Below are 13,091 nucleotides of genomic sequence, written 5' to 3'. Positions count from 1 at the left end.
GTGAAAAAGATCGTGTGCCTGGGAGACAGCACTACCTATGGTTTTCCTTATGGACCAGAGTATTCCTGGACTTCTATGCTGGCTGAACAAATAAACTGCCAGGTTGTCAATAAAGGTATTAATGGCAATACAACAGAAGATATGTTAATGAGGTTTAAAAGAGATGTGGTTGATTTAAAACCTGATTGTGTGATAATAACAGGCGGGATAAATGATGTAGTACAGGGGGAAAGTTTGGCTGCCATAACCTTTAATATCGAAAAGATGGTAAATATTGCCCTGGAACATGGAATAAAAGTAGTTTTAGGGCTTCCTACCCCGGTTGATTACCCGGCCTGGGAAAATGTGCTTAAGAATCTGAGAAACTGGATTAAACAGTTTGCCACCATGAACAACCTGCCGGTAATTGATTTTTGTAAGGCTTTTTATGATGAAGCTGATGGCCTTAAAAAACATCTGCTCCTCCCTGATGGGGGACATCCCACCAGGGAAGGGTATAAAGAAATGTTCAAGCAGATTGACTTAAAACTTTTTATATAGTTTCGGGAACCTCTTCTGGCAATAAAGGTTTGACCTCAAATAGCTTTTCTATCTCACCATCTTTAGAATAAAGCTTTATATTAGCTCTATTTTCATTTTTGGCATCACTGTACCTGGCCAGTATAGAAGCTGCATACTTTATATTCTCATCATGGTAGCAGTTGTTAAAAGAACGAAAAACAGCCAGGGGACCGGGACGATCCGTCACTTTTATAAACTTATCTGAAGGCAGGGCTATTTTTTCCAGTATTTCATTTTCTGCCTTGTTGCGGCCTACTACCAAAAGATTATCACCGATATAGAAATGTCGTCCAACTCTCAGGATTGACATTTCCTCCGGCTCAGCTTCTGGCTTAAATTCCAGAAGCTTTTTTAATCTTCTGGCAAAATTGGCTTCAGTAAGCAGACATCCGCCAGCCGGGGAGGGGTATTCCTTAATGCCGAATTTTTCAGCCAGTTCTGTTTGCCTGCTGCGGCTCCTTCCACTTATGTCCTCCAATTCTTCCCGCTTTATCCAGCCTTGTTCTTCTGGAATAGTAGGAGGAAGCAGCTTGGCTGATAAAGGCCTTACAATATATCCCTGGTATCCGGAAAGTTTTTCCACAATATGTAACGCGGTCTTGTTCTGGCTCATAGGGCGCTGGCCTAAAACTTCACCGGAAATTATAAAAGAGGCTCCCAGTTTTCCCATCATATCTCCAGCTTTTTTGAACATAAAGGCATGACAGTCTATACACGGGTTCATATTTTTACCATATCCGTATTTGGGATTTTTTAAAACTTTATCTATATACTCCTTTCCTAAATCAACAGTCAAAAGCTCAATTCCCAGATTTTCTGCCGCTTTTACGGTTGATTCTTTTAGGCCAAAAAAAGGGGTGACAAAATTCACAGCAATAACTTCAATATTTTGCCTTTGTATCAGGGCTACAGCTAGCTGAGAATCCAATCCTCCAGAAAATAAGCTGACTGCTTTCATAATTTGCAATCTCCTTTTAGATATTCTTCTTCGGTTACAATTTTTATCCCCTCTTTTTTAAGGAGGGCAGCAGTAACCCCATCTCCCTTTCGCAGAACTGAATTAAATGAACCGTCATAAATTTCACCTGCTCCGCAGGAAGGGCTCCGGCTTTTCAGTATAGCATAAACAGCCCCATTTTCCAAAGCTTTTTGTAAGGTAATGTAAGCTCCTTTAATGAAAAACTCGCTTACATCTTCTCCCTTTGTATTGATTACCTTAGCTTTTCCGGAAAGAACATCCAAACCAGTTCCATTTCTTATTTCAGCTGGCGGCCTGGGAGTTGGAAGTCCCCCTAATTCTTCCGGACATACTGGTATAACTTCACCTCTGTCCAACAGCTCTTTAAAAACGGGGTGAAAATTATTTTTTCCGTTATATTTGCAGTTGTAGCCACATAAACATGCGCTTATAAGGTGCCTTGTTTTCTTATTCATAGTTTTATTATCTCCTTATACAGGTTATTTTAGCAATGGTTAGAGCAAAGCCAGTTCTAGTTTCATATTATAAGATAAATATAGACTTACAGGTGATAGGTAAAGTGGAAGAAATAAATACAGTCTATGTGACAATCAATTCTGAACTGGATAACAATACTTTAAGCCTTGGTTCCCGATTCGCTTATCACTATGAAATCCTGCCAGGTGAGAATATTTTTATAGAAATAGGAAAACTGAAAGAAAAATGTAGGATTATATTTACACAAGAAGACCATGACATACTTTCTCTACCTCTTAAAACCTTAAACAAGTTAGCACTCTTGCCTAACCATAATTACAATATAAAAATAACTAAAGAAGGAATAAAGCTAGGGCCTGTAATAGGAATTATGGCTGACTTAAACAAGACGGCAAGTGACAAACCGTTTGGGGAGCAGAGTTCTTTCATTAAACAAGCGATAAAAGCCGGACAGAAACTAGGAGAGTTATGTTTTGCTTTTAGCCCTTACAGCATAGACTGGAAACAAAAAAAAATCCAGGGTTATACGATAAGAGATGACAGCTGGATTAAAGGCACTTTTCCCCTTCCAGATGTGGTTTATCCCCGAGACCGCGTATCAAATGCTCAAAAAATGCGCATACGCAAGCGTTTGACTAGAAACGGTGTACTGCTTTTAACCAGCAGTTTACTGGATAAATGGGAAACTTACAAGATTCTTTCCAAAAATTCCGAAATTAAGCCTTATCTGCCTGATACCCGTTTGGTTGTAGATTTTGTGCGTCAGGTAGATAATATGCTGAACAGGTATGGAGCTGTTTATCTAAAACCGATTGGTGGGGAACAGGGGAAAAACATAATTAAAGTAGTGAAAAATGAAAAAAATGGAGAATACCTGTATTGCTGCAATCACCTCAAGCAACAAATTTCTGGCAGAGCAACCAGTATAACTGAACTATATTTGAACTTAAAAAATATAATGATGAACAGGAAATATATTGTGCAAAAACAGATCAACCTTATAAGATGGCAAAATAAGATAATTGATGTCAGGGTTTTAGTACAAAAAGGTTATGGAAAAAAATGGATTGTAACCGGTATAGCCTGCCGGGTAGGAGGAAATGGAGCTATAACCAGCAATATCTCTTCCGGAGGAACGGCCAAAAAATTGGAAGAAGTTTTAAAATATAATTTTGATGAAAACAGGATAAAAGTTATTGTTTTTAATTTAAAAGAATTAGCCTTAAAAGCGGCAGAAACTCTGGAAAACCATATTGGTAATTGTGGTGAAATGGGAATTGATTTGGGTATAGACAAAAAAGGAAAAGTTTGGTTTATTGAGGCTAATTTAAGACCGGCCCGCAAAATCTTTAATTTAATCGGAGAAGAAAATACAAGAATAAAGTCGATTGAAAATCCTATGTTATATGCTAAATATCTGGGAGGTTTTTGATTTGTTTTTAAGGAGAGGAATATATGTCAGTAGGGAAAATAGTTATATCTAATGCCTTACTGCAGAAGTTAGATATACCAGCTTCCTCGACAATAAAGGTAAGAGCAGGTCATATAACAGTAAATTCCAAACTGGTTATAAATCGTGAGGAAAACCGGTTTATATATATGGTATCACCTGAACTTGCAAAATCCTTGCATCTTAAGAAGAAAAAAAGTTTGAAAATAAGATATGATACCTCAAACGGAATACTGCACCTTGGTCCTACTATCGGCATTTTAGTTGCTGCTATTCCTAATAAAGCTGAATTTGATAAAAGGAGTACTCAGGCTGAACTTATATATTTAAGCAAGATAGGGCAAAAGATGCCTGCGCAAATTTTTATTTTTACTCCTGGTGGCATTAATTGGAGCGAAAAAACAGTTAAGGGTTATAATTTTAAACAGCTTACCCCTGAAAATGGTATATGGGTAGCTTCGACTTATCCCCTGCCTGATGTTGTATATGATCGTATATCAAGCCGCAGAAGCGAACTTATTCATAAAAAAACGCGGGAAAAGCTGAAAAAATTAACCTGTTACTTTAATCCCTCTTTTTTAAATAAATGGGAGGTTCATGAAATTCTTTGGACTAACCCGGATCTTCACCGTTATTTGCCGGAAACCAAGATTTTAACCCCCTCTAATCTTGAACAAATGCTTAACAAATACAAAGTATTATATATCAAACCAGTTGACGGAAGCCTGGGCAGAAGGATTATACGCTTAACTTCTGATGAAAATAATAAAAAATTAAATTACACCGTTTACAACAGAAATTGTTATAAAAGCCAGGCATTAAATATAGCAGATTTTATGAAAAAAACGTTTAGAGTTAGAGAAAATAAAACTTATATTGTTCAGCAGGGTATAGATATGGCTGACTACAAAGGAGCTATTTTTGATCTCAGAATAATATATCAGAAAAATGGCCAGGGTAAGTGGCAAATAAGCAAAAAATTTGTCCGGGTAGCTCCCAGAGGAAGTGGCATATCAAATTTGAGCAGTGGTGGAAAAGCTCAGGTAAGCAAAAAAGTGATGCATTATATTTTTCGTAAACATGATTTGATCGAAGAAAAAAATAAAGAGATTGAGAATTTGTGTTATAATGTAGCCAACACTCTGGAACAATCTGGAACGGGTACCTACGGTGAACTGGGTTTAGATATAGGAATAGATAAAAAAGGACATTTGTGGCTTATTGAGGTGAATTCAAAACCGCGTAAGACTACAGAAACAGAATTATCCATGGCTATTGTAAAAAATACTTTTAAAAGGCCTTTGGAATATGCAGCCTACCTGGCAGGATTTAAGATTTCACAGTAATTTCACATTCTTTTCTATTTTAATTCACAGTGCTATATTATTCTATGAAGGTGCCGGATTAAATTAGTGAATTAGAGGTGATAGTATGCTGCAAAATAAAAAATTTAACGGATTTTTGAAACTGCTGGCGGTAATAATTATAGTTGCTGCAGTTGGCGGTATATGTTTAGCCAAGTTTAATTATGCAGAACCTGTAAAAAAACATCCTGAAGTTGCAGCAGCGGAGGGAAATGCTTCTTCCTCAGCAGCTACAGTAGTTATCGGGCCCAGTAACATTGCAGATATGGTGGAAAAAGTAAGCCCTTCGGTAGTAAATATCGAAACCAGGGTAGTAAGTACAACCTATCCTAACAATCCTTTTTTTAATGACCCGTTTTTCCGGGAGTTTTTTGGTAATGAATTTAATCTCCCCCGTGAAAATGTGCAAAAAGGTATTGGTACCGGCTTTATAATCAGTGAAGATGGCTACATACTTACCAACCAGCATGTTATAGACCAGGCCAGTGAAATAATAGTTAATGTAAATGGCAAAGAACATAAAGCTAAAGTTGTAGGACAGGATTACGAAATGGACCTGGCTGTTTTAAAAATTGCCAGCCAGGCTAAACTTACTCCTTTAAGAATGGGGGATTCCGACCAGATTAGAGTAGGGGAATGGGTAGTCGCTATCGGTAATCCCTATGGACTTGATCATACCGTTACCGCGGGGGTAATAAGTGCTAAAGGACGTCCTTTATCTATCGAAGGCAGGATATATAAAAATTTAATACAAACAGATGCAGCAATAAATCCTGGTAACAGCGGAGGGCCTCTTTTAAACACCAGAGGTGAAGTAATAGGAATTAATACAGCAGTTAACGCACAGGCCCAGGGCATAGGATTTGCTATTCCCATCAATACTGCCAAAGAAGTTTTACAGGAACTCATTAAAAAAGGTAAAGTTGTAAGACCTTATATGGGAGTATATTTACAGACGGTTGATCAAGAAATAGCAAGCTATCTTAATATAGAACCAAAGGGAGCTATTATTGCTGGAGTGGTAAGCGGCAGCCCAGCAGAAAAAGCAGGTCTGCGCCAGTATGATGTGATAATTGGCATAGATAAAGAAAAGGTTAGGACCAGTGAAGATGTACAGACCATATTAAGTAAGAAAAAAGTAAATGATAAAGTTATGCTGGAAATAATAAGAGATGGCAGAACTATACTGGTAACGGTTCAGCTGGCAGAAAAACCATGATTTCTAAAAAGGAGATTAAATTTTCCTGGCGAATAGAATAATAAGTATTGTAAGGTGGGGGAATCCCACCTTGTTTATTATGCTTTTTAAAGGAGGAAGTCTTTCGGTGGCACATACAAAAGGGATTGGTGTTTTAACCGGGGGAGGGGATTGTCCAGGCCTTAATGCTGTAATCCGTGCCGTAACCAAAACAGCCATAAATGTATATCAGTATGAAGTGATAGGATTTATTGACGGTTTTAAAGGACTAGTGGAAAACAATTACATTACTTTGGATCTAGAAACAGTTTCTGGCATTGCTCATACAGGAGGTACTATTTTAGGTACTACCAACCGTGACAATCCTTTTCGCTATATGACAGGAGGAACCCCTGAAAATCCAGAATTCAGTGACCAGTCAGATCGAGCGGTTGAAAATTTAAAAAAATTAGGATTGGATGGTTTAATAATAATAGGAGGAGATGGCAGTTTAAATATTGCCTACAAATTCTACCAAAAAGGGGTACCGGTAGTGGGAGTGCCCAAGACTATCGATAATGATCTGTCTGCTACTGATGTTACTTTCGGTTTTAATACAGCAGTAGATACAGCTTCTGAGGCTTTGGACCGGCTGCATACTACAGCAGAATCCCATCACCGGGTAATGATACTGGAAGTCATGGGGAGATATGCAGGCTGGATTGCACTTCATGCTGGAATTTCCGGAGGTGCTGATGTAATATTAATCCCTGAGATACCTTATGATATAGAAAAGGTAATAAAGAAAATAAAAGAAAGATACCGGCAGAATAAAAAATTCAGCATAATTGTGGTAGCAGAAGGGGCCAAACCTAAAGATGGAGAAATGGTGGTGCAAAAAATTGTGCCTCAAAGCCATGATCCGGTACGTTTGGGGGGAATTGGCCACAAAGTAGCTGAAGAAATTGAAAAACTTACCGGTATCGAAACCAGGGTTACGGTTTTGGGGCATTTGCAAAGAGGGGGATCTCCTGTTCCTTATGATCGCATATTAGCCACCAGGTATGGAGTAGCTGCCGTAGATGCCTTTGCCCGCGGTGAATTTGGCACCATGGTAAGCCTTAAAGGGACTGATATTGTTACTGTACCGCTTTCCGAAGCGGTAAAAGAACTGCGGAAGGTTCCCCTTGATTCTGATCTCATTCATGCAGCAAGATCAGTTGGCATAAGCTTTGGAGACTAAGCACAGTTTTTGAGGAGGACTATATATGCAAATAAATAAAGTTGCCGTACTGGGTGCTGGAATAATGGGAGCAGGAATAGCACAGGTGGCAGCACAGGGAGGCTATGCTGTTATTTTGCGTGACCTGCAGCTTTCACTGGCTCAGGAAGGCATGAAAACTATTGAGAAAAATTTAGACAAGCTGATAAACAAGAAACTGATTGATAATTCTGAAAAAGATATCATCCTGAGCCGAATTACCCCTACTACTGATTTAGCCAGAATATATGATGCTGATATCGTAATAGAAGCAGTGGTAGAAAATATGGCAGTCAAAAAGCAACTTTTTGCAGAACTGGATAATATGTGTAGAAAGGATGCGGTTCTGGCTACCAATACCTCATCTTTATCTATAACCGAAATTGCTTCAGTTACCAAACATCCTGAGCGGGTAATAGGTATGCATTTTTTTAATCCGGTTCCTGCTATGAAACTGGTGGAAATTGTAAAGGGGATGGATACTGATGAAAAAACCGTAGAAGTTGCCTCCAGTTTTGTTAACAGGATAGGCAAAGAAAAAATTATTATTTCCCGGGAAAGCCCTGGTTTTGTAGTTAATAGAATACTGGTTCCTTATATAAATGAAGCGATTTTTATATATGCAGAAGGGTTGGCCAAAGCAGAAGAGATTGATCTAGCCATGAAACTGGGGGCAGGAATGCCAATAGGACCTCTGGAATTAGCTGATCTAATAGGATTAGATACTGTATATTCAGTAATTTTAAGTTTCTACAATGAGTTTAGAGATACAAAATACCGTCCTCATCCTTTACTGGCAACTATGGTGAGAGCAGGACATCTGGGCAAAAAATCCGGACGTGGTTTTTATGTTTATAATTAATTTTTATTTAATATATTCAGGAGGGATAATATGGAATATAGGATTTCCCGGAAAACTGGCATATGGCTGGGTAGTATAATAGGTTTTATCATTCTATTTTTTTGTATCTGGGGGATCAATTTTTCTTTAACAGAAGGTGATGCTACTCTTAAAACATTATTACTTATTCCAGCTTTTATCTTTTTGGGAATATTCATAGTTGTTGTTTTAAGCGGGTTAACTATGCAGTATTACATCAACGATAATGGCATCATAATACGCTGGGGTTTGCGGAAAAAATATATAACCTGGGAAGATGTCGATGAGGTCATAAAGGTTCAGGGCAAAGGGAATTTGTTTTCGATATTTGGGATAAATTGGCCTGGATACACAGTTGGCCTATATAATATAAGAGGTTTAGGGCCCGTAAGAATGTTTGCTACTGATACTCAAAAAGGATTTTTATACTTAAAAACAGCCAAGGGATTTTATGGGCTAACTCCTGAAAATATAGATAAAACTGCCAATTTTATTGCCGAAAAAGCAAAAAAGGAAATTCAATATGTAGATATGGACAGCCTGCCTGAAGAAACAAAAGGGAAGATATTAGCTGATGATAATTCCTACAAACTTCTGTACATTTTGAATATCATACTGCTGCTGGCTTTCGCTTTATACCTGGCTGTTTTTTTCCCGGGCTCAGGAGCTTCCAGGTTTATAATCCTTCTGCTGGTACTGGCCATAGGGCTTTTCTTTTTTAATACTTCCAACGCCGCCAGGTTGTTTCAATTCAGCCAAAACGGTGGATATGCGCTTTTAATACTGGGAATAATAGTTACGGGCACTTTTTTTATACTTTCTTTAGTGGAAATAAGTTTATAATAAAAAGGAAACAACATTTAATAAACGGGTCTTTCAGGGCAGATAAATAATATTTTTCTGCCTTAATTTTTTTAAAAGGTATCTGCATCATTTAACTTAATATATATTATGTAAACTAATATATTTTAAGTATAACATAGATATATAAAAGCTCCTCTAGAATTTTGCGGAAGGTAAATATATAATATGTCTTGATGTTTTGAATTATATTGGGAAAGGATTGAAGGAAGATATGCAGCTAGGCATAATTGGACTTCCCATGGTAGGGAAAACTACGATATATGAGTTGCTAACTGGTAATAAAGAAGGCAAGTTTAGTGCCGGCAAAACTAACACAGGTATGGCTAAAATACCGGATAAAAGAGTAGATTTTCTGTCAGGCCTATTTAAACCCCAGAAGACAACTTATGCTCAGCTGGAAGTTGTCGATATTCCAGGGCTGGTACCAGGGGAGGGAAAATCGGCTTCTGTTTTTCTGGATGCTGTAAGAAAAGCAGATGCTCTTTTACATGTGGTGCGCGCCTTTGAAAATGAAATAAGCGGGGAAATAAATCCTCTAGGTGATTTTGAAACTTTGAACTATGAACTTCTACTGGCTGATTTGGACCTTATTGAAAAACGAATTGAACGTATAAACGCAAATAAAAAGAAAAACCAAATGTTAAAAGAACTGGAGTTATTAGAAAAGCTAAAAAAAGCTCTGGAAGAAGAAAAGCCTCTCTCTTCAGTAGAATTAGATGAAGAGGAAGAAGGAATAATACAGAATTACCAGTTTTTAACCACCAAACCTATGCTGGTATGTTTAAATGTAGATGAAAAAGTATTAAGCGGCAGTGATTATAAAGACAGGGAAAAAATCCTGAGTCATCTTGCTGTTCTGGGTATTCCAGCGGTAGAAGTTTCTGCTAATCTGGAAAAAGAAATAAGTGAATTAAGCGGGGAAGAAAAAGAACTTTTTATGCAGGAAATGGGCCTTACAGAACCAGGAATAGTTAAGATTGCCCGCAGCATGTACGAAAGGTTAGGCCTTATATCTTTCTTTACCGTAGGTGAAGATGAGGTAAAAGCATGGACTATCGAGAAAGGAACTACCGCCAAAAAGGCAGCCGGTAAAATTCATTCTGATATTGAGCGTGGATTTATAAGAGCAGAAGTAATAGATTACGAAGCTATGTATGAATTAAAAAGCATAGCTGCTGTAAAAGAAAAAGGCTTGTTCAGGTTAGAGGGAAAGGATTATATTGTTAAAGATGGTGATATAATTCATTTTAGATTTAATGTTTAGGTGGGTGTAAAATGAAATCAATAATTATAGGAGCAGGAAAAGTTGGTTTCAGCATTGCTCAGCTCCTGTCATCCGAAAACCAGGATGTAGTAGTTATTGAACAGGATGAAGAAAGAGCCAAACTTATCGATGAAACCCTGGATGTACAGGTAATACAGGGTAGTGGGGCTTCCTGGAGCGTATTGGAAATGGCAGGAGTCAAGTCAGCAGAAATGGTAGTGGCAGTTACTGAATATGATGAACTTAATATGATTGCCTGTCTGCTGGCCAAGCAGTATGGTGTAAAAACTACCATTGCCAGGGTTCGCAATCCTGAATATGTGGAAACTCCCCATTTTTCACCGGAATCTTTGCTGGGTATAGATCTTATTATAAATCCCGAAAGGGTTACTGCTGAGGAAATTGCCAAAATCGTAAAAAATCCGGAAGTACTGGATGTTGAATATTATGCAGATGGTAAAGTGCAGCTGGTAGAGTTTGTAGTTCCTGAAAAATCACCTGCGGTCAATATGCGCCTCAGAGATTTGGATACTTCTAAATATGTAATTGTTTCTATTGTACGCAAGCATAAAATGATTGTACCCAGCGGGGATGATGTTATTAAACCTGGGGATCACATTTATCTTATGGCTAATACCGATGATATGCAGGAAGTTTTAAGGTCACTTGGCATTTATCGAAAAAAAGTGGAACACCTTACTATTCTGGGGGCAGGACGTACCGGATGTTATCTGGCTCATATCCTTGAAAAAGAAAAACTCCCTATAAATATAAAAATTATAGAAAAAAGCGAAAAACGAGCTAGGGAGGTAGCTGCCAAACTCAAGAACAGTTTAATAATTCATGGTGATGGGAGTGATCTTGACCTGCTGGAAAATGAAAATGTAGGTCAGTCAGATCTTTTTGTAGCTGTCACTGATGATGATAAAATTAATCTTCTTTCCTGTCTTATTGCCAAAAATCTGGGAGCCAAAAAAACTATTGCCAAAATTAAAAGAGCAGATATAATGCCTCTTATGGAACAGATTGGCATTGATATAGTATTGAGCCCCCGCATACTTACTGCCGGGGCTATACTCAAATATATCCGCAAAGGTAATATTATATCTGTTACTGTATTAGGGGATGAAAGGGCAGAAATTTTGGAATTTTATGCCCAATCTGGTTCATTAGCAGTAGGCAAAGAGCTTAAAAAGCTTAAGTTTCCCAGTGGTTCAGTAGTAGGGGCTATAGTCCGTGAGGGAAAAGTGATAATTCCTAACGGCAACAGTATAATTAAGCCTGACGACCAGCTGATGGTTTTCAGTTTACCACGCAGTATTCATAAAGTAGAAAAAATATTTTCTTCTGGAGGCAAAAATTAGGGTGATAAGAAAAGAAGTAATCCTTAATTATATTGGCCGAATATTGATCATAATAGGAATAGCCATGTTGACTTCTATAATATGGGCTATTTATTTTAATGAGGATGTTCTACGAAGCATTCTTTCAGCAGCTCTTATAACGATTTTTTCAGGTGTATTCTTAAGTTTTATATACCGGCATAATAGTGAAATAAATTATCGGGAAGGTTTCGCTATTGTAAGTTTGGGCTGGCTTTCAGCATCGTTGTTCGGTTCTTTACCCTTTGTTTTTAGCGGTTACTTCCCAACCTTTGCCGATGCTTTTTTTGAAACCGTATCAGGTTTTACAACGACAGGATCAAGTATACTTACTGATATCGAGGCTCTCCCTTATAGCCTCCTTTTTTGGCGCAGCCTTACCCAATGGCTGGGCGGCATGGGAATCATGGCCCTGTTCGTCGCTATAATTGTAAGTATGGGAGTAAGGGCTAATCAGATTTTTAGGGCTGAAGTTCCAGGACCCATATCAGAAAAAATAAGTCCTCGTATCAGGGAAACCGCCAAGCTGCTGTGGATTACATATGTGGTCATCAGCTTATTTTTGTTCGTTTTTCTGATTGCTTTTGGCATGAATATTTTTGATGCTTTATGTCATACTTTCACTACCATGGCTACTGGCGGATTTTCCACCAAAAACCAAAGCATAGCCTTTTATAATCCTGCCATACAGTGGACAATAATCGTTTTTATGTTCCTGGCCGGTGCTAACTTTTCTCTTTATTACTTTGCATATAAAAACTGGAGCTTAAAAAGCATATGGCAAAATTCAGAATTCAGATTTTATACCTATATTACATTAGCAGCTGCCCTTTTAGTTGTTATTTCACTAAGTACTATACCTGACTGGGAAGAAAGGATTCGCTCTTCCTTGTTTCAGGTAATATCAATTTTGACTACTACTGGCTTTGCTACTGCTGATTATGAAAAATGGAATCCACTGGGACAAACAGTTATATTCTTGCTCATGTTTATCGGAGGATGTGCTGGTTCTACAGCAGGAAGCATAAAAGTCGGAAGGCACATGATAATACTAAAACAGGCTAAAATCGAGCTGGAACAAATGCTGCATCCTAAAGCTCTGATCTCCTTACGGTTCGGAGATAAAGTGTTGAGTAATGCTTTAATTATGAATGTTCTGCAGTATTTTTTCCTTTATATAGTTTTAATTCTTACAGGGACTATTCTTTTAGGAGCCATGGGCGTAGACCTTTTAACTTCACTTACTTCATGTATGACCTGTATAGGTAATATAGGACCAGGATTCGGAACTGTCGGACCGGTAGAAAACTTCGCCCATATTCCTGTATTTGGGAAATACGTTCTCAGTATATTGATGCTTTTGGGACGTTTGGAAATATATCCAGCCCTGATTCTTTTTATGCCGAGATACTGGAAAGAATAGATACATAAT

At 37.9% G+C, this 13,091-nt stretch carries 12 protein-coding genes; 10 read left to right on the top strand and 2 right to left on the bottom strand.

Going from position 1 to position 13,091, the window contains the following annotated elements; genetic code table 11:
- On the top strand, positions 1 to 540 hold the full coding sequence (locus ACZ42E_RS05350) for an SGNH/GDSL hydrolase family protein (RefSeq protein WP_464893416.1): 540 nt from the start codon (positions 1 to 3) through the stop codon (positions 538 to 540).
- On the opposite strand, the gene ACZ42E_RS05345 is transcribed toward ACZ42E_RS05350, so the two are convergent.
- Both ACZ42E_RS05345 and ACZ42E_RS05340 read right to left on the bottom strand, forming a co-directional pair.
- Positions 533 to 1,519, bottom strand: coding sequence for a tRNA 4-thiouridine(8) synthase ThiI (locus tag ACZ42E_RS05345; protein WP_464893415.1), 987 nt, complete (start codon positions 1,517 to 1,519; stop codon positions 533 to 535). The two genes, ACZ42E_RS05350 and ACZ42E_RS05345, sit on opposite strands and share 8 nt — an antisense overlap.
- Complete coding sequence (locus ACZ42E_RS05340) at positions 1,516 to 1,995, bottom strand: 2-thiouracil desulfurase family protein (protein WP_464893414.1); 480 nt, start codon at positions 1,993 to 1,995, stop codon at positions 1,516 to 1,518. Before ACZ42E_RS05340 ends, ACZ42E_RS05345 begins: the two co-directional genes overlap by 4 nt.
- Positions 1,996 to 2,030: 35 nt before the next feature.
- On the opposite strand from ACZ42E_RS05340, the gene ACZ42E_RS05335 reads away from it, so the two are divergent.
- The 9 genes from ACZ42E_RS05335 (at position 2,031) to ACZ42E_RS05295 (ending at position 13,082) form a co-directional block, all read left to right on the top strand.
- Positions 2,031 to 3,449, top strand: coding sequence for a YheC/YheD family endospore coat-associated protein (locus ACZ42E_RS05335; RefSeq protein WP_464893413.1), 1,419 nt, complete (start codon positions 2,031 to 2,033; stop codon positions 3,447 to 3,449).
- 23 nt (positions 3,450 to 3,472) lie between these two features.
- Positions 3,473 to 4,813, top strand: a complete 1,341-nt coding sequence (locus ACZ42E_RS05330) for a YheC/YheD family endospore coat-associated protein (protein WP_464893412.1) — start codon at positions 3,473 to 3,475, stop codon at positions 4,811 to 4,813.
- A gap of 85 nt (positions 4,814 to 4,898) precedes the next feature.
- Entirely contained in the window at positions 4,899 to 6,050 is a 1,152-nt protein-coding gene (locus ACZ42E_RS05325) for a S1C family serine protease (protein ID WP_464893411.1), read from the top strand.
- Positions 6,051 to 6,129: 79 nt separating this feature from the next.
- Entirely contained in the window at positions 6,130 to 7,251 is a 1,122-nt protein-coding gene (locus tag ACZ42E_RS05320; RefSeq protein WP_464893484.1) for a 6-phosphofructokinase, read from the top strand.
- Between the two features lie 31 nt (positions 7,252 to 7,282).
- On the top strand, positions 7,283 to 8,131 hold the full coding sequence (locus ACZ42E_RS05315; RefSeq protein WP_464893483.1) for a 3-hydroxyacyl-CoA dehydrogenase family protein: 849 nt from the start codon (positions 7,283 to 7,285) through the stop codon (positions 8,129 to 8,131).
- 30 nt (positions 8,132 to 8,161) lie between these two features.
- On the top strand, positions 8,162 to 8,992 hold the full coding sequence (locus ACZ42E_RS05310; protein WP_464893410.1) for a PH domain-containing protein: 831 nt from the start codon (positions 8,162 to 8,164) through the stop codon (positions 8,990 to 8,992).
- Positions 8,993 to 9,191: 199 nt separating this feature from the next.
- Positions 9,192 to 10,277 carry a redox-regulated ATPase YchF gene (ychF, locus tag ACZ42E_RS05305; protein ID WP_464893409.1) on the top strand — a complete coding sequence of 362 codons (1,086 nt, stop codon included), beginning with the start codon at positions 9,192 to 9,194 and terminating at the stop codon, positions 10,275 to 10,277.
- An 11-nt stretch (positions 10,278 to 10,288) separates the two neighbouring features.
- Positions 10,289 to 11,641, top strand: coding sequence for a Trk system potassium transporter TrkA (gene trkA / locus ACZ42E_RS05300; protein ID WP_464893408.1), 1,353 nt, complete (start codon positions 10,289 to 10,291; stop codon positions 11,639 to 11,641).
- Between the two features lies 1 nt (position 11,642).
- Positions 11,643 to 13,082 carry a TrkH family potassium uptake protein gene (locus tag ACZ42E_RS05295; RefSeq protein WP_464893407.1) on the top strand — a complete coding sequence of 480 codons (1,440 nt, stop codon included), beginning with the start codon at positions 11,643 to 11,645 and terminating at the stop codon, positions 13,080 to 13,082.
- Positions 13,083 to 13,091 lie beyond the last annotated feature (9 nt).

This window comes from Thermosyntropha tengcongensis (assembly GCF_055381335.1).
The sequence above is the reverse complement of the archived record's forward strand: the minus strand, read 5'-3'. Positions and strand labels throughout refer to the sequence as shown.